Source organism: Streptococcus mitis, assembly GCF_002096755.1.
Lineage (GTDB): Bacteria > Bacillota > Bacilli > Lactobacillales > Streptococcaceae > Streptococcus > Streptococcus mitis_AC.
This window is the reverse complement of sequence record NZ_NCVF01000025.1, coordinates 34,835-51,278: the sequence shown is the minus strand read 5'-3', so window position 1 is coordinate 51,278 and position 16,444 is coordinate 34,835. Positions and strand designations below refer to the sequence as shown.

The following is a 16,444-nucleotide window of genomic DNA, read 5'->3' as shown; positions in this document are numbered from 1 at the left end:
TTGAAAATACGATATCATGTAACAAAACAGATATGTTTTATCAAGATGTCGGAAAAGTAATAGTTTTTAAAATTAAAAAACTGAAAAATTGATAAACCTAGTCCAAAAAGTTCTATTAAGGGAATTCTATATGGTGTAAAATAATCGTAGAAAATCAGATGGGAGGAAAAACATGAAAGTAGCATCTCAACTTCATAAAATAAAATTAAAGCATAGTATTCCGTTATATATATTACTTTTTCCTTCAATATTGCTATTAATTTTATTTTCCTATATTCCCATGTTGGGACTAATTATTGCATTTAAAGACTATTCACCAGCCAATGGTATCTTTGCTAGTCAGTGGGTAGGATTTAAGTACTTTACTCAATTTTTCTCATCATTCCAATTCGGGACAACTATGTTCAATACATTAAAAATTTCACTTTATAGTATTGTAGTAGGATTCCCCTTACCTATTATACTAGCTATCATTAGTAATCAGTTAAGAGTTGGGAAATTTAGAAAAATATTTCAAGTGACAACTTACTTACCCCATTTTATCTCTACAATGGTTATGTGTGGGATGATTATCTTATTTTTATCTCCTACTAGCGGTTTGTTAGCGAATGTATTTAAGTCTGTTGGAATTACTATTCCAGATTTTTTATCAAAACCTACTAATTTTGCAGGTGTGTATGTTTGGAGTGATGTATGGCAACATATAGGTTGGGATAGTATTATTTATCTAGCAGCCCTTTCTGCAATTGATCCTACATATTATGAGGCTGCAACTATGGATGGTGCCTCTAGATTACAAAAAATTCGGCATATAGAATTACCATTACTTTTGCCGACTGCTATGATTTTACTAATATTAAGAGCAGGTAGTTTATTAAGTGTAGGGTTTGAGAAAGTGTTACTATTACAGAATCCTCTTAATTTAGCAGGAAGTGAGATAATTTCGACCTATGTTTATAAAGTTGGTATGGTGAACTTTCAGTATAGTTATTCGACAGCTATAGGGTTATTTAACACCGTAGTCAATCTAATAATTTTGTTATCTGTTAACTGGTTCTCAAAAAGATATACTAGAACGGGTCTTTTTTAAAGGAAGGAGTGCTTAAAGTGAGATGGTTTCATAAATCAAGAAAAACAAACTCTGAATTATTATTTGATATAGTTACCTATGGTTTAGCAATTTTCCTTATCTTGTTAATTGTTTATCCGTTATGGTTTGTAGTGATTGCATCTTTTAGCAATCCTTCAGATGTTGCAAATGGGAAGGTATGGTTTATTCCTAGAGAATGGAAATTAGATGGATATTTACGTCTTATTCAACAACCTTTATTTTTGCGTAGCTATCTAAATACCATTTTATATACTGTTGTTGGTACCTTAGTTGCTTTAGTAGTCAATATTCCAGCTGGTTATGCTTTATCTAGAAAAGAATTAGTTGGTAGAAAGTGGATGAGCATTCTATACATTATTCCTATGTTTGTATCAGGTGGCTTGATTCCTACCTACTTAACAGTAAAGAATGTAGGCTTGATTGATACATTTTGGGTAATGGTAATACCTTTTGCAGTTTCATCATACAATATTATTGTTGCTAGAACTTTCTTTAATAATAGTATTCCAGACGGGATGTGGGAGGCTGCGCAAATTGATGGCTGTGGTACAATTCGTTATTTTATTAAAATAGTTGTTCCGTTATCAAAAGCTATTATAGCAGTTATTGGACTTTGGACTGCAGTTGGTATTTGGAATTCGTGGTTTAATGCTTTAATTTATTTAACGAATGAAAATTTACAGCCATTGCAATTAATTTTACGACGTTTACTAATTAGTAATCAAATGTTACAATCGCAAGCAACAGGAGAAGTGGCATCAGATCTTCGTATCAAGGCTGATATGATGAAATATGCAGCAATTGTTATTTCAACCGCTCCGATTATGTTGTTGTATCCCTTTGTTCAAAAATATTTTAATCAAGGCGTAATGATTGGCGCGTTGAAAGAATAGGAGAAAAACATGAAAAATAAATCATTTACATATTTGTTCTTAGGAACAGTTACACTTGCTGGCTTAACAGCCTGTGCAAATTCTAATAATGCGAATAAGGACGATAAGTCTGGAGAAGATTCTTATAAAATCACAACTGTTCGTTGGTCTGACTGGGGGGAAGATTATCATAAAGGTTTTCTAACTGATTCTGCCAAAGAATCAGGTATCGATGTTAAATGGGATACACTTGTAGCTGCAGATTGGGCAGATAAGAAATCTGTGTTGGTTGCTAGTGGAGATTTACCAGATGCATTTTTAGGTTCAAATGCTTTTACAGATTCAGAAATTGCTCAGAACCAATCTTTATTTATTCCATTGGAAGATTTAATCAAAGAAAACATGCCAAATTTAACTAAGGCTATGGAGAAAGAACCTAAGATTAAAGCTATGATTACTTCACCAGATGGTCATATCTACAGTCTACCTAAAAAATTACCGATGCGCCCTACGGTAGCTAATCAGCTATTTATTAATAAAAAGTGGCTGGATAATTTAGGATTAAAGGTTCCAGAAACTTATGATGATTTAGTAAAAGTACTACAAGAATTTAAGGATAAAGATGCGAACGGAAATGGAGACGCTTCTGATGAAATTCCATTCGGAGCAGGAAACTTTGATCCAACATTCTCATATATTCTTCCGTTCAATAATCGTTTAGGGGCAGATAATACGTATGAAATGTCTGTAAAAGATGGAAAACCAGTCTACCTTCGTACAGAGGAAAGTTATAAACAAGGGATTGCAGCAATGCACGAATCTTATAAAAAAGGTTTGATTGATCCGGAAATCTTTACAGAAGATACCTCTATGAGTGTTGCGAAACGTATGGATAAGGGAGTATCTAGAGTAGGTGTTTCTAGTGGTTGGACAGCAGATGCAACGTTTGGCTTACATTCAAGTGAGTATATTGCTCTACCTGCTTTAAAAGGTATGGATAGTAAACAATATGTCTTTTCTGATCCAGATCATTACAACTATGGTCGAAATGAAATTTTGATTACAAATAAGAGCAAAAACCCTGCTAAATTATTGAAATGGTTGGATAAATTATATACAGATGAAGCAAGTATTCAGAATTTCTATGGATCATTTGGAATAGCTACTGAAAAGAATGGTGATAAGTTTAAAGTGTTACCTCCTAAAGATGGTAAATCAGCTGATGAATGGGCATGGATTAATTCACTTCGAGATTTTGGTCCTAAATACGTAAGCGATGATATCAATAGTCGCGTAGAAATCGATCAAACACAAGGTGATGGATTGAAATTGAAGATGGACCAAGATTTGAAACAATTTGCGTTGCCAGCTTACCCTAATGTGATTTATTCACAAGAAGAACTTAACAAATTATCATCAATCTATGTTAGCATTGAATCCTATGTCAAACAACAAGCATCTAAATGGGTAGTTGAAGGTGGCATAGAAAAAGAATGGGACTCATACAAAGAAACTCTTAAGAATATGGGATTGGACGAATTTATGAAGATTCAACAGGAAGCATATAATCGTTACCAAAAAGAAGTAAAAGAGTAATACTTTATATGAACTCTTGGTTGTATAAACAAGGGACTAGCTAATTACAGGAAGCGAGACTGATAACGTCAAATTATCTCGCTTCCTTTATTCTAATTTTTAAAGAAATTTGGAAATGTTTTTTAAATAATTTAGGTAATATTTTTGTGCAACTGACATTCTAAAATATAGAGTTAAGACGATTGATTTTATGGAGAATATATTATGCAAAAATTATTTTCATTAGATGGAAAAGTGGTTAGAATTTTAACTTTTTTGACAGATTTAATTATTTTAAATACTCTATTTATTGTGAGTTGTATTCCAATAGTTACAATTGGGGCATCATTAACTTCTCTTACGACAATGTGGTATCGTATTTTAAAAGGTAAAGATACAGATATTGCTTATCATTATTTTCGGATCTTTAGACGAAATTTTAAACAGTCAACTTTTATTTGGTTGTTTATCCTCCTAATAGAATTACTTTTATATGTGAACTATTGTCTTTGGGGCTATTCAAGTTTATTTTCAGAGTATAGTTTATTGTTAGTGTTGCCCTTTTTATTTGTTATAATACTTTTTATGAGTGTTGTTTTTCCCTATATTGGTCTATTTAAAGATAATCTAAAAAATAGTATTGTAAATAGCGTATTAATTTGTATTTTAAATCCAATACAAGCTATCATGTTGGTTTTATTTAATATTTCTGTACTGTATATGAGTTTCAGTAGTCCAGAACGGGTTTTAACAGCTATTTACGTATTTACATTTGGAGGCTTTGCTTTTTGCGGATTGATGAATGTAATGATAACGAATAAAATGTTTGATAAAGTAAAGCAATTTACTAAAAGGAGGAAACAAATTGAAAATTTTTAAGGGAGAGTTTTATCGAATCTCTGTATTAACAGACAAGTTAGTAAGGTTAGAATACTCTCAAACTGGAAGTTTTGAAGATAGAACTACACAACTTATCTATAATAGAGATTTTGGTCAAGTTTCGTTAGATTATATCGAGACATCAAACGTACTAGATATTATGACGGACTATTTTCATCTGCACTTTAATAAAGGAGAATTTAACGCCGAAAATTTATTTATAGAATTAAAAGGAAATTTTGCCGTATATGGTAGTCGCTGGTATTTTGGTGAATCTATTGAAACGTTAAAAGGAACAGCTCGGACTCTGGATGAGGCAGATGGAGCAATCCCATTAGAAGATGGAATTATTAGCCGAAATGGTATAGCCTTATTGGATGATTCTCAAGGATTTATTTGGGATGAACAGTCTGGTTATATTGAGAGAGAAAATCAAATTGACCTGTATTTCTTTGCCTATGGGCATGATTATAGAGGAGCAATCAGAGACTTTTACCATTTGACTGGTTCGACACCCTTGTTGCCAAGATACGCTTTAGGTAATTGGTGGAGTAGGTATTGGCCTTATACGTCGGATGAATACTTGGATTTAGTAGACAGATTTAAAACAGAGAAAATTCCATTATCTATCGGTGTTTTAGATATGGATTGGCATATAACTGACATTCCAGCCCGTTTTGGAAGTGGCTGGACAGGCTATAGTTGGAATAAAAACCTAATACCTAATCCAGAACAATTATTGCAACAACTTCATGATAGAAAGTTAAAACTCTCCTTAAATGTCCATCCTGCTGATGGTATACGGGCTTTTGAAGAAGCTTATCCTCGAGTCGCCAAACGATTGGGGTTAAATGTAGAACTAGAAGAACCTGCTATTTTTGATTTTTTTAATCCCTCTTTTAGGGAAGCTTACTTTAAAGATGTTCATTATGAGCTAGAAAAGCAGGGAGTAGATTTTTGGTGGATTGACTGGCAACAAGGGACACAAGGTATGTTGGATCCACTATGGCTTTTAAACCATTATCACTATCAGGATAGCTGTAAAAATGAAGAAGGTGGTTTGATTTTATCAAGGTATGCAGGTCCTGGTAGTCACCGCTACCCTGTTGGTTTTTCAGGGGACACCATTATTAGTTGGAATTCATTAAGATTTCAACCTTATTTTACAGCGACAGCATCTAATATCGGTTATAGTTGGTGGAGCCATGATATCGGTGGGCATATGCTGGGGGATTATGACGAAGAACTACAAACTAGATGGCTACAGTTTGGTGTTTTTAGTCCGATAACTCGATTACATAGTTCTAGAAGCCCCTTTAATAGTAAAGAACCTTGGTTTTTTTCAGAAACAACATCTAAGATTATGAAGAAATATCTTTGTTTGAGACATCAGTTGATCCCATATCTATATACCATGAATGTAAAGACACATGAGGAAGGTGCCCCGTTAATTAGTCCAATGTATTATTTCTACCCAGAGAATGATGAGAGCTATAATGTTCCAAATCAATACTTTTTTGGAACAGAACTGATGGTGGCTCCCATTGTAGAAAAGATGGATTTAGCATTCCATTCTGCCAAAGTAGATGTATGGTTCCCTGAAGGTGAATGGTATGATTTCTTTTCAGAGAAAAAATACACAGGTGGTGTGAAGTTAAGTGTTTATAGAGACATTTCAACTATACCTGTGTTTGCAAAAAGTGGTGCCATCATTCCCTTGGTTGGTTCTGAGATAGATATGGGGGTTGATTTACCTGAAGTTGTAGATTGGTATGTATTCCCAGGCAAACAACATTCTTTTGAAATGATTGAAGATCAAAATGGTCAAAGATATAAAACAAGATTATCAATCGATTGGGAAATGGGAATGGTAGAGTTGGCATTACAAGGAGATTCTAGTATCGTTCCAAGCAATAGAAGGCATAGAATTCATTTTAAAGGAACGAATGTGTCTATAATTGAATTGCCAAATAAGAATGATACAGCTAGATTTGAATGTAAAGATCATAAAAGGACATCCCTAAATGACGAAGTTTTTAGACTACTAAAGACTGCTTCTCTTCCATATGAATTAAAAGATAGATTGTTAAATCAATTCATCAATGCCAAAAATTCTCATGAGTTAATGAATATCTTGCATCATCAGGATAAGGAATTGAGAGGGCGTTTGTTGGAAATGATATTTACTAGCGAAAACTAATTGAGACATTTCGTACACAATTTCAATTATTTAATGTGTAATGGTTTTACATCTCTATGCTTATTGGCTTGTATTTTAGTAATTACAAGTTTGGCATAGGGATGTTTTTGTTTACTGAAGAGGAAAGGATAAGTATGTTTCAAGGTTTGGAACATTTTTAAACTAAACAAGAGCAAATTTTTAAAGGTGATTTTTCAAAGTAACTTCCACTTTTCATTATGATTTATGTGCCGATTTTTGCATGGTTGTGGGGGAAAATGGGTAAAAAGCAACCGTCCTCTTCTAAGAAATTTGCTTACGGTTTATTTGCAGCAGGTTTATCCTTCTTGTGGATGATGTTACCAGGGATGATCTTTGGGACAGATGTTAAGGTCAGTCCTTTCTGGTTGATTATGAGTTGGGCTATTGTGATTGTGGGGGAAATGTTGATTTCGCCTATTGGTCTATCAGTTACTAATAAGCTGGCACCAAAATCCTTCCAAGCACAAATGATGTCTATCTGGTTCTTGAGTAATGCAGCTTCCCAAGCTATCAATGCTCAAATTGTAAAATTTTATACAAGCGAAACTGAAGTAGCTTACTATGGAATTGTTGGAGGAATTACGATTGTATTCGGTATTATCTTACTCTTCTACGTTCCACGTATTGAAAAACTAATGTCCGGTATCAAATAGAGAAAAACTGGAATTTCTGTAGGGATTTTAAAAGCTAGATCAATTATTTATTCAAAGGATTTAGTTCTGTATTGTATAGGGCTAGGTCCTTTTAGTTTGATTAATACTCTTCGAAAATCAAATTCAAACCGCGTCAACGTCGCCTTGCCGTACTCAAGTACAGCCTGCGGCTAGTTTCCTAGTTTGCTCTTTGATTTTCATTGAGTATAAAACTCACGATGTTTCTGCTTTTCCTAGTGGACATTTGTCTACTTTTTTTATATAATAAAACTAAACCAAATTGGTTGAGTTTTAAAAATATGGATTCAAGCATCGATTAGTCTTTCTAAGGGAGATAATGTCCATTAAATCATCATAATAGGAGGTGAAGTATGTATCAGCCAGAAAAATTAAAGGCTCGGAGGAAAGAGTTAAAACTGACACAGAGGGAAATTGCAGAGCAACTTGGGATTAGTTTCCAGGCTTACTCAGCTTGGGAACGTGGAGTCAAGGAACCGTCCAAGGAGAAGGTAGTCCAGCTAGAGAACATTTTAAAAGTACCCAAAGGATATTTTACTCAGATCGAGATTGTCCGTCTCTACCATAGCCTCTCCAAGCAAGGGCAGGAGAAGGTTGTTCTCTATGCTCGTAACCTATCTCAAGAGGAGCAAGCTCAAAAAGTGACAGCTATGCCAGAGCGCTTCTACGAGTACCGTGTTTATGAACGCATGTCAGCAGGGATTGGGGCTTCGGTCTATGATGATCAGAATTTTGATACGGTTTACTTTAATGAGGAGTTGGCTCATGATTTTGCGTCATGGGTGTCTGGGGACTCCATGGAACCTAAATACCAAAATGGTTCAGTAGCTCTGATTCGAGAGACAGGATTTGACTATGATGGAGCGGTTTATGCAGTGGTTTGCAACAACCAGACCTATATCAAACGGGTCTATCGAGAGGAGAATGGATTGCGTCTGGTCTCTATCAATCCTAAATATAAGGATATTTTCATCTCCTATGAGGAAGATCCTCGGATTGTGGGGATTATCGTTGGGAACTTTGTGCCGATGGAGGGCTAGCCAATGGGCTACTTTGATTATTCTAGAGAGCCCAAAAGTGACATTGCATTTGTCGATATAAAATCCTTTTATGCCAGTGTTGAGTGCGTGAAAAGGGGCTTACATCCGCTGAAAACCTCGCTTTGTGTCATGAGTCGCGCGGATAACTCAACTGGTCTTATCCTAGCCTCCTCTCCCATGTTTAAGAAGATTTTTGGCAAGTCAAATGTTGGTCGGGCCAATGATCTGCCTTTTGATATCAAAACGCGAAAATTTTCCTATTACAATGCTCGAAAGCAAGGGCTACCTACCGACTCAGACTATGTTCGCTACATCGAAGATTGGGCTCAAGTGACCTTGATTGTGCCACCCAGGATGGATGAGTACATCGCAGTCAATATGGAAATCCAGCGAATCTTTCAAAACTATGGTAGTCCAGATGATATTTATCCCTACTCTATCGATGAGGGCTTTATTGATCTGACTAGTTCGCTCAACTATTTCATCCCAGACAAGAATCTCTCTCGCAAAGACAAGCTGGATATGCTTTCTGCTTGCATCCAGAGGGATATTTGGAGGCAGACAGGAATCTACTCTACAGTGGGTATGTCCAATGCCAATCCCTTACTGGCCAAGTTGGCTCTGGATAATGAGGCCAAGCACACTCCGACCATGAGGGCCAACTGGTCTTACCAGGATGTGGAAGAGAAGGTCTGGTCCATTCCCAAGATGACCGACTTTTGGGGAATTGGCAGGCGGATGGAGAAACGCTTGCATGCTCTGGGGATTTTTTCCATCAAGGAATTGGCAACCAGCAATCCAGACCAGTTAAAGAAAGCTCTGGGTCAGGCTGGTCTGCGTTTGTGGTTTCATGCCAATGGGATTGATGAGAGCAATGTTCATAAGCCCTATAAAGCCAAATCCAAGGGCTTGGGGAATTCTCAAATCTTGCCGAGAGACTACGTGAAGCTACGGGATATTGAAATTATTCTTCGAGAAATGGCGGAGCAGGTGGCTATTAGATTGAGAAGGTCTGGCAAGAAAACAACCCTTGTCTCTATCTATGTCGGTTTCTCTAAACAGGAAGTTAGACCGTCTATTCACACACAAATGAAGGTCGAACCTACTAATAATACCGCTGTCTTAATAGATTATGTTTTGAAGTTATTTCATAACAAATACACTTCTGGAGCAGTCAGAAGCGTCGGAGTTAACTATTCAGGATTTGTGGATGAGTCCTTTAGCTTGATTTCCCTCTTTGATGATGTTGACAAGTTAGAAAAAGAAGAAAGGCTCCAGATGGCTATTGACTCCATTCGGGAAGAATTTGGTTTTACTTCTCTCTTAAAAGCCAACGCACTGGAAGAAGCCTCTCGTAGTCTTGCTAGAAGCAAGCTGATTGGGGGCCATTTTGCTGGAGGATTAGATGAATTAAAATGATTGATCGTTCTTATTTACCCTTTCAATCCGCGCGAGATTATCAAGATCCAGGTATGCAGAAGTGGATGGGATTTTACCTCTCAGAACACACCAGTTCGCTCAGTGAAGAAAAAAGCCGTGTTGATTTTTCGACGGATTTGACTCCAGATGAGAAGTTGCACTTGCTTTCTCAGCTTTATGTTGGCCAACTTAAGGGAAGTTTTGTGGTAAAGGAAAAGAAGCAGAAAATCACCATCATCGGTGTGGTGAGAGAGTTATCACCTCAGACTCTATCTATTAGGACAAACGAGGGATATAGGTTGATAGAGGTTGCAGATATCCTAGAAATTCGGCTGTGGGAGGAGGGAGTTTATGACTAGAAAAGAGCTGTATGAAAACAAACTGCAGATGGATTATTTTTCAGATAACTATATTCATTTTGAAGAGGATTTTCAAAAATACTCTGCCATGAACGTACCCTTGACTTTCTTGATTGATGACATTCTACGAACCATGGCGATGAATCAGAAAAACTACTTTGTCTTAAACAAGGAAAATGCCAAGGATGGGCGGGAGCATAGCTTTTATTTTAGGGTGGTAACGGAAAAAGCGTGTCCTAGAAATAGGACCTATACATATTCAGGAGTCAAGAATAGCAGTCAGTAGTGCCTTGTCTGCTATGAATGTATCATTTTTACAACACTTCATGGTTCATATCATGGGGTGTTTTCCTATTCAAGTCAAAGCCCATCAAAAAATCCCACTATTCTTAGGCTAAAGGAGAACTAATAATAGTGAGATTGTGAAATTATAGTAGGTTTTGTATCGCCTCTTCAATTTGTTTTGGGTCTGTTTTTGAAGAGAAGCGTTCAAAGACCTGACCATCACGACCGATAAGAAACTTAGCGAAATTCCATTCGATTCGTTTTCCCAGTGGGCCAGATTTTTGTTCTTTCAACCAAACATAGAGAGGATCTGCTTCCTTACCGTTGACCTTTATCTTGGCAAAACGTGGGAAGGTGGTCTGATAATGTAGGCTACAGAAGGTGTTGATTTCCTCTGCTCTGCCTGGTGCTTGTCCCATAAACTGATTGCAAGGGAAGTCTAAAATCTCAAAACCTTGTTCTTGATAGCGATCATAGAGTTCTTGAAGTCCTTGGTACTGGGGCGTTAAACCACATCCAGTAGCAGTGTTGACAACCAAGAGAACCTTACCACGATAGGTCTCTAGTGGAGTTTCTTGATGGTCTTGGTTCAAGACTGAAAAATCGTATAGTGAAGTCATTGCTTGCTTTTCTCCTTCTGTTTGGTATTTTTAGGAGGTTTCTCCTCCTGTAGTGATAGAAATCCGTAGGTCAGGGTTCCAAAAATGCTTCCGATAATCAGGCTATACATCAGGAAAGGAACACTTTTATCGAATTGCATGAGCAACTTCACAAAATCTGAAAGGGACATCTGCTGAACGAAGACTTTATGAAAGATGAGTAAGGTAAAGAGGCCGATCTGAATAACGATAAACACAATCCAGCTTCGGAATTTGATTTGGGCTTTGCTGTAGGTTTTGAGGATGATTTCTGATTTGTCATCCTTTTCAAGATGAAGCTCTTGGACGGCTTTTTGAGCTTTTATACTCATGAACAAAATGAGTCCAAAATAGATGTAGGGCATAACATTTCGAACAATTTCTATAAAGCTTCCGAACAAAATATAGAATAGGAAGAGAATGAAGGAAGAGTAAAAGATTTGGATCATGGAACGGGCGCAAGCCTTGTAGATAACCTCTTGACGGCATTCATCAAAAGGCCCTTGGATATGAAAGAAATTTCGAAGTAGGCGAGTTGTTAAGTCTTCTTTTTTCATGGGTGATTTCTCCTAAATGAACGATGTTATTTTGTTTCTTTTACGAATTGATAGAGATAATAAAGATAAGTAATAGAAGAAAGGATAGCGATAGTTAGCAGTATATAATATTTCCAATTGATTGAAATGAGCGTCAGTTGTGGTAAGGATAGAATCATAAAGAATAGTGCTAAGTTGAGTATGCGCGTTTTTTGGGAGTCAATCTTTAGATAAGTCAATCCTTTGTTGAGTGCTGGAACAAAGACTGGAAGGAAGACTATATCGTAGATTGGCAAGTTCCCTGAAACGATGATGAAGATGAGCAGAGAACTGAACAAAAGATGATAGGTAAGTAAAGTTACTAGTGATTTCATAGGGTACCTCCTAATCCTCATCTTGATCTTTCTTAGCTTTTGCAATGCGACGGGAGATGAGGAACTGTATGCTTGCTCCGAAGAAGATAGAACCGAGAATGCTTGATACACCATTTCTTATAGTAAGAAGAGAATTAAAATAGTCCGGACTTTCACCTATGAGTATACTGAGAAGAGGAGTTATAAAAAACATCCATAGACCAAAGAACAAACCTGCTTTCAGACCTGGGTAATGTAGTTGCTTACTTTCTTTCTCACTCAGCATATCTGGATCAATAGCTGTAATCCCTGTTTTTTTCATTTGGTAGGTGACATAGCCAGCAGCGATGAGGGCAATCACTAAAATCAGAGGAGGATAGATTAGAGCCACTTCTTGAGGGTATTTATAGGCCAGAAGGAGTGGAATAAGATTTCCGAAAATCATCAGATAAAAGAGGACGATAAAGACTTGGTTCCCGATACGATCGATCTCACGCCGTTTGTATTCGTCAAGGGGACCAGAAATGCCGTATGTGCGTTTGATGAGTTTTTCAGTGAAGGTTTCTTTTTTCATGAGTTGGCTCCTTTTTTAAAAATTATCCTCCCAAAAGAGACTATTGAGGTCAGTTTGGAGGCTGCGGGCGAGATTGAGACAGAGTTCCAGGGTTGGATTGTACTTGTCGTTCTCAATCATATTGATGGTTTGTCTCGAGACACCGATATCCTTGGCTAGCTCGAGCTGAGAAATGCCTAGTTCCTTGCGAAATTCTTTCACACGATTCATCTGGACTCCTTTCTGCTTTATGTCGTATATATTTGACTATATTATATTCTTCTATGGAGTGAATGTCAAGCATATTTGACATATTTCTTAAAGAAATCTTACTTGTTTTTGGCCTATTTGTCTGACTAGTGCAAGCTAGTCGGATTTGTGGTAAAATAGATAAGATATGACAAAAGAATTTCATCATGTAACGGTCTTACTCCACGAAACGATTGATATGCTCGACGTAAAACCTGATGGTATCTACGTTGATGCGACTTTGGGTGGAGCAGGCCATAGCGAATATTTATTAAGTAAATTAAGTGAAAAAGGCCATCTCTATGCCTTTGACCAGGACCAGAATGCCATTGACAATGCGCAAGAACGCTTGGCTCCCTACATTGAGAAGGGGATGGTGACTTTTATCAAGGATAACTTCCGTCATTTACAGGCACGTTTGCGCGAAGCTGGTGTTCAGGAAATTGATGGAATTTGTTATGACTTGGGGGTGTCTAGTCCTCAGCTGGATCAGCGTGAGCGTGGTTTTTCTTATAAAAAGGATGCGCCACTAGACATGCGCATGAATCAGGATGCTAGTCTGACAGCCTATGAAGTGGTGAACCACTATGACTATCATGATTTGGTCCGAATTTTCTTCAAGTATGGCGAGGATAAATTTTCTAAACAGATTGCGCGTAAGATTGAACAAGAACGTGAAGTCAAGCCAATCGAGACAACGACTGAGTTGGCAGAAATTATCAAGTCGGCTAAACCTGCCAAGGAACTCAAGAAAAAGGGCCATCCTGCCAAGCAGATTTTTCAGGCTATTCGAATTGAAGTTAATGATGAACTGGGGGCGGCAGACGAATCCATCCAGCAGGCTATGGAGATGTTGGCTCTAGATGGTAGAATTTCAGTGATTACCTTTCATTCCTTGGAAGACCGCTTGACCAAGCAATTGTTCAAGGAAGCTTCAACGGTTGAAGTTCCAAAAGGCTTGCCTTTCATCCCAGATGATCTCAAGCCCAAGATGGAATTGGTATCCCGTAAGCCAATCTTGCCAAGTGCAGAGGAGTTAGAAGCCAACAACCGTTCGCATTCAGCCAAGTTGCGCGTGGCCAGAAAAATTCACAAGTAAGAGGAAAAAATGGTAGATAAGAAAGAAACAACCAGTCAATTCTTGCAGAATCGTATAAAAAAATTCTCACGTGTGGAGAAGGCTTTTTATCTTTCCATCGCTTTTACGGCTCTCGTTTTAGCAGTGAGCATTATCTTTATGCAGACACGGCTCTTGCAAGTGCAAAGTGATTTGACAAAAATCAATGCGCAGATAGAGGAAAAGAAGACAGAGCTCGATGATGCTAAGCAGGAAGTGAATGAATTGATTCGTTCAGAGCGCTTGAAAGAGATTGCAGATAAAAAAGATTTGAAATTGAATAATGAAAATATCCGAACAGCGGAGTAAGATATGAAATGGACAGAAAAAATAACCCGATTTGCGATAAAAAATCGTAAATCTCCAGCAAAAAATCGTAGGATAGTTGGCAAATACCTCAGCTTTGTAGCTGTTGCCCTTTTTGGCCTCTTTTTGGCAAATTTTGCTTATATCATCGCTAAAGGCAATATATTTGGTACTGACTTGGTAAAAGAAGCTAAAAAGGTTCACCAAACAACTCGAACAGTACCTGCCAAACGTGGGACGATCTATGACCGAAATGGAGTGCCTATCGCTGAAGATGCGACCTCTTATAACGTCTATGCTGTTATTGATAAAAAATACAAGTCAGCAACGGGTAAAATTCTTTATGTAGAGGATTCGCAGTTTAATAAGGTAGCTGAAGTCTTCCATAAGTATTTGGATATGGATGAAGCTTATGTGAAAGAGCAATTAGCTCAACCAAATCTGACCCAAGTTTCTTTTGGAGCAAAAGGAAATGGGATTACCTATGCCAATATGATGGCTATTAAAAAAGATTTGAAAGATGCTAGTGTGGAAGGGATTGACTTTACAACTAGCCCTAACAGAAGCTACCCAAATGGCCAATTTGCTTCTAGTTTTATTGGGTTAGCCCAACTCCATGAAAATGAGGACGGCAGTAAGAGTTTATTAGGAACCTCTGGTCTAGAGAGTTCGTTAAATACCATTCTTGCGGGGACAGACGGTATTATTACCTATGAAAAAGATCGTGTAGGAAATATCGTACCAGGTACAGAACAGGTATCGCAACAAACTGTGGATGGCAAGGATGTTTATACAACATTGTCTAGTCCGCTACAATCTTTCATGGAAACTCAGATGGATGCCTTTCTAGAAAAAGTAAAAGGTAAGTATATGACCGCGACCTTGGTCAGTGCAAAGACCGGTGAAATTCTCGCTACCACCCAACGACCTACCTTTAATGCAGATACTAAAGAAGGAATCACTGAGGACTTTGTTTGGCGTGACATTCTTTATCAAAGTAACTATGAACCAGGATCAGCCATGAAGGTTATGACGTTAGCTTCTTCTATTGATAATAATACCTTCCCAAGTGGAGAATACTTCAATAGCAGTGAATTAAAAATAGCGGATGCGACGATTCGAGATTGGGATGTTAATGATGGTTTGACGACTGGTGGAATGATGACTTTCTCACAAGGTTTCGCTCACTCCAGTAATGTTGGAATGAGTCTACTTGAACAAAAAATGGGAGATGCTACTTGGTTGGATTATCTAAACCGCTTTAAATTTGGGGTCCCAACTCGTTTTGGTCTGACTGATGAGTATACAGGTCAATTGCCTGCAGATAATATTGTCAATATTGCCATGAGTGCATTTGGTCAGGGGATTTCTGTAACGCAGACCCAGATGCTACGTGCCTTTACAGCTATTGCCAATGATGGCGTTATGTTAGAGCCTAAATTTATTACGGCCTTGTATGATCCAAATGATCAAACCGTTCGTAGATCTCAAAAAGAAATTGTAGGGAATCCAGTTTCGAAAGATGCGGCTAGCCAAACTCGGACTCACATGGTCTTGGTAGGAACGGATCCTAGATATGGAACTATGTATAATCATAGTACAGGAAAAGCAACTGTTAATGTTCCAGGTCAAAATGTAGCCCTCAAGTCTGGTACAGCCCAAATCGCTGACGAGAAAAATGGAGGCTACTTGGTTGGTTCTACCAACTACATTTTCTCGGTTGTGGCTATGAACCCTGCTGAAAATCCTGATTTTATCTTGTATGTAACGGTTCAGCAACCTGAACATTATTCAGGTATCCAGTTGGGAGAATTTGCCAACCCAATCTTGGAGCGGGCTTCAGCTATGAAAGAATCTCTCAATCTTCAATCTCCTGCTAAGAATTTAGATAAAGTTACGACAGAGTCTTCTTATGCAATGCCTAGCATCAAGGATATTTCACCTGGTGAGTTGGCGGAAGCCTTACGCCGAAATATTGTGCAACCAATCGTTGTAGGTACTGGAACAAAGATTAAAGAGACTTCTGTAGAAGAAGGGACCAATCTTGCACCAAACCGACAAGTTCTCCTTTTATCGGATAAGGTAGAAGAAATTCCAGACATGTATGGCTGGAAAAAAGAGACTGCTGAAACCTTTGCTAAATGGTTGGATATTGAGCTGGAATTTGAAGGGTCAGGTTCTGTTGTACAGAAGCAAGATGTTCGGACTAATACAGCTATCAAAAACATTAAAAAAATTAAATTAACTTTAGGAGACTAAT

17 protein-coding genes and 1 pseudogene are annotated in these 16,444 nt (G+C 37.6%); 13 read left to right on the top strand and 5 right to left on the bottom strand.

Translation table 11 applies throughout. From position 1 onward, the window contains the following. Positions 1-172 precede the first annotated feature (172 nt). The 10 genes and pseudogenes from B7700_RS07545 (at position 173) to B7700_RS07500 (ending at position 10,433) form a co-directional block, all read left to right on the top strand. The gene (locus B7700_RS07545) at positions 173-1,090 is read left to right on the top strand and encodes an ABC transporter permease (protein ID WP_000861541.1); all 918 of its coding nucleotides are present in this window, start codon (positions 173-175) and stop codon (positions 1,088-1,090) included. A 17-nt stretch (positions 1,091-1,107) separates the two neighbouring features. Beyond that, entirely contained in the window at positions 1,108-2,004 is an 897-nt protein-coding gene (locus B7700_RS07540) for a carbohydrate ABC transporter permease (protein ID WP_001267167.1), read from the top strand. 9 nt (positions 2,005-2,013) lie between these two features. Then, complete coding sequence (locus B7700_RS07535; RefSeq protein ID WP_084888167.1) at positions 2,014-3,579, top strand: type 2 periplasmic-binding domain-containing protein; 1,566 nt, start codon at positions 2,014-2,016, stop codon at positions 3,577-3,579. A 204-nt stretch (positions 3,580-3,783) separates the two neighbouring features. After that, the gene (locus tag B7700_RS07530) at positions 3,784-4,437 is read left to right on the top strand and encodes a DUF624 domain-containing protein (protein WP_084888166.1); all 654 of its coding nucleotides are present in this window, start codon (positions 3,784-3,786) and stop codon (positions 4,435-4,437) included. Continuing rightward, positions 4,424-6,637 (top strand): glycoside hydrolase family 31 protein, encoded by a 2,214-nt coding sequence (locus B7700_RS07525; protein WP_084888165.1) that lies wholly within the window; start codon positions 4,424-4,426, stop codon positions 6,635-6,637. Before B7700_RS07530 ends, B7700_RS07525 begins: the two co-directional genes overlap by 14 nt. A gap of 206 nt (positions 6,638-6,843) precedes the next feature. After that, positions 6,844-7,311 (top strand): annotated as a pseudogene (locus tag B7700_RS07520) (POT-type proton-dependent oligopeptide transporter); the annotation flags it as partial. Between the two features lie 371 nt (positions 7,312-7,682). Then, positions 7,683-8,369, top strand: a complete 687-nt coding sequence (locus B7700_RS07515) for an XRE family transcriptional regulator (protein ID WP_000284677.1) — start codon at positions 7,683-7,685, stop codon at positions 8,367-8,369. Positions 8,370-8,372: 3 nt separating this feature from the next. Further along, the gene (locus B7700_RS07510; protein ID WP_084888163.1) at positions 8,373-9,788 is read left to right on the top strand and encodes a Y-family DNA polymerase; all 1,416 of its coding nucleotides are present in this window, start codon (positions 8,373-8,375) and stop codon (positions 9,786-9,788) included. Next, positions 9,785-10,147, top strand: a complete 363-nt coding sequence (locus B7700_RS07505) for a hypothetical protein (protein ID WP_000567217.1) — start codon at positions 9,785-9,787, stop codon at positions 10,145-10,147. Before B7700_RS07510 ends, B7700_RS07505 begins: the two co-directional genes overlap by 4 nt. Beyond that, the gene (locus B7700_RS07500; protein ID WP_000196991.1) at positions 10,140-10,433 is read left to right on the top strand and encodes a DUF5960 family protein; all 294 of its coding nucleotides are present in this window, start codon (positions 10,140-10,142) and stop codon (positions 10,431-10,433) included. Before B7700_RS07505 ends, B7700_RS07500 begins: the two co-directional genes overlap by 8 nt. A 142-nt stretch (positions 10,434-10,575) precedes the next feature. Here the strand turns inward: B7700_RS07500 and B7700_RS07495 are convergent, their stop codons facing one another. The 5 genes from B7700_RS07495 to B7700_RS07475 are packed head-to-tail and all read right to left on the bottom strand — an operon-like array spanning position 10,576 to position 12,743. Continuing rightward, complete coding sequence (locus B7700_RS07495) at positions 10,576-11,052, bottom strand: glutathione peroxidase (protein ID WP_084888155.1); 477 nt, start codon at positions 11,050-11,052, stop codon at positions 10,576-10,578. Next, positions 11,049-11,627 (bottom strand): DUF3278 domain-containing protein, encoded by a 579-nt coding sequence (locus tag B7700_RS07490; RefSeq protein ID WP_023946655.1) that lies wholly within the window; start codon positions 11,625-11,627, stop codon positions 11,049-11,051. The genes B7700_RS07495 and B7700_RS07490 overlap by 4 nt, the downstream gene beginning before the upstream one ends. 26 nt (positions 11,628-11,653) lie before the next feature. After that, on the bottom strand, positions 11,654-11,980 hold the full coding sequence (locus B7700_RS07485) for a hypothetical protein (RefSeq protein WP_023946653.1): 327 nt from the start codon (positions 11,978-11,980) through the stop codon (positions 11,654-11,656). 10 nt (positions 11,981-11,990) lie between these two features. After that, a complete protein-coding gene (locus tag B7700_RS07480; protein ID WP_023946651.1) occupies positions 11,991-12,533 on the bottom strand; it encodes a DUF3278 domain-containing protein in 543 nt (180 codons plus the stop codon). 15 nt (positions 12,534-12,548) lie between these two features. Then, on the bottom strand, positions 12,549-12,743 hold the full coding sequence (locus B7700_RS07475; protein ID WP_001082471.1) for a helix-turn-helix transcriptional regulator: 195 nt from the start codon (positions 12,741-12,743) through the stop codon (positions 12,549-12,551). A gap of 166 nt (positions 12,744-12,909) precedes the next feature. Between B7700_RS07475 and rsmH the strand changes: the two genes are divergently transcribed. From rsmH to pbp2x, 3 genes are read left to right on the top strand one after another with little or no spacing between them, the layout of a single operon-like run. Next, on the top strand, positions 12,910-13,860 hold the full coding sequence (rsmH, locus tag B7700_RS07470; protein WP_084888153.1) for a 16S rRNA (cytosine(1402)-N(4))-methyltransferase RsmH: 951 nt from the start codon (positions 12,910-12,912) through the stop codon (positions 13,858-13,860). Between the two features lie 9 nt (positions 13,861-13,869). Beyond that, positions 13,870-14,187 (top strand): cell division protein FtsL, encoded by a 318-nt coding sequence (gene ftsL / locus B7700_RS07465; RefSeq protein ID WP_000227824.1) that lies wholly within the window; start codon positions 13,870-13,872, stop codon positions 14,185-14,187. 3 nt (positions 14,188-14,190) lie between these two features. Next, positions 14,191-16,443, top strand: a complete 2,253-nt coding sequence (gene pbp2x / locus B7700_RS07460) for a penicillin-binding protein PBP2X (protein ID WP_084888151.1) — start codon at positions 14,191-14,193, stop codon at positions 16,441-16,443. Position 16,444 lies beyond the last annotated feature (1 nt).

Excerpts from the sequence above, each read along its gene's own strand:
- B7700_RS07530 (WP_084888166.1), top strand. The coding sequence starts at position 3,784 with ATGCAAAAATTATTTTCATTAGATGGAAAAGTGGTTAGAATTTTAACT.
- B7700_RS07535 (WP_084888167.1), top strand. The coding sequence starts at position 2,014 with ATGAAAAATAAATCATTTACATATTTGTTCTTAGGAACAGTTACACTT.
- B7700_RS07505 (WP_000567217.1), top strand. The coding sequence starts at position 9,785 with ATGATTGATCGTTCTTATTTACCCTTTCAATCCGCGCGAGATTATCAA.
- ftsL (WP_000227824.1), top strand. The coding sequence starts at position 13,870 with ATGGTAGATAAGAAAGAAACAACCAGTCAATTCTTGCAGAATCGTATA.
- pbp2x (WP_084888151.1), top strand. The coding sequence starts at position 14,191 with ATGAAATGGACAGAAAAAATAACCCGATTTGCGATAAAAAATCGTAAA.
- rsmH (WP_084888153.1), top strand. The coding sequence starts at position 12,910 with ATGACAAAAGAATTTCATCATGTAACGGTCTTACTCCACGAAACGATT.
- B7700_RS07545 (WP_000861541.1), top strand. The coding sequence starts at position 173 with ATGAAAGTAGCATCTCAACTTCATAAAATAAAATTAAAGCATAGTATT.
- B7700_RS07510 (WP_084888163.1), top strand. The coding sequence starts at position 8,373 with ATGGGCTACTTTGATTATTCTAGAGAGCCCAAAAGTGACATTGCATTT.
- B7700_RS07480 (WP_023946651.1), bottom strand. The coding sequence starts at position 12,533 with ATGAAAAAAGAAACCTTCACTGAAAAACTCATCAAACGCACATACGGC.
- B7700_RS07490 (WP_023946655.1), bottom strand. The coding sequence starts at position 11,627 with ATGAAAAAAGAAGACTTAACAACTCGCCTACTTCGAAATTTCTTTCAT.
- B7700_RS07495 (WP_084888155.1), bottom strand. The coding sequence starts at position 11,052 with ATGACTTCACTATACGATTTTTCAGTCTTGAACCAAGACCATCAAGAA.
- B7700_RS07500 (WP_000196991.1), top strand. The coding sequence starts at position 10,140 with ATGACTAGAAAAGAGCTGTATGAAAACAAACTGCAGATGGATTATTTT.
- B7700_RS07515 (WP_000284677.1), top strand. The coding sequence starts at position 7,683 with ATGTATCAGCCAGAAAAATTAAAGGCTCGGAGGAAAGAGTTAAAACTG.
- B7700_RS07485 (WP_023946653.1), bottom strand. The coding sequence starts at position 11,980 with ATGAAATCACTAGTAACTTTACTTACCTATCATCTTTTGTTCAGTTCT.
- B7700_RS07475 (WP_001082471.1), bottom strand. The coding sequence starts at position 12,743 with ATGAATCGTGTGAAAGAATTTCGCAAGGAACTAGGCATTTCTCAGCTC.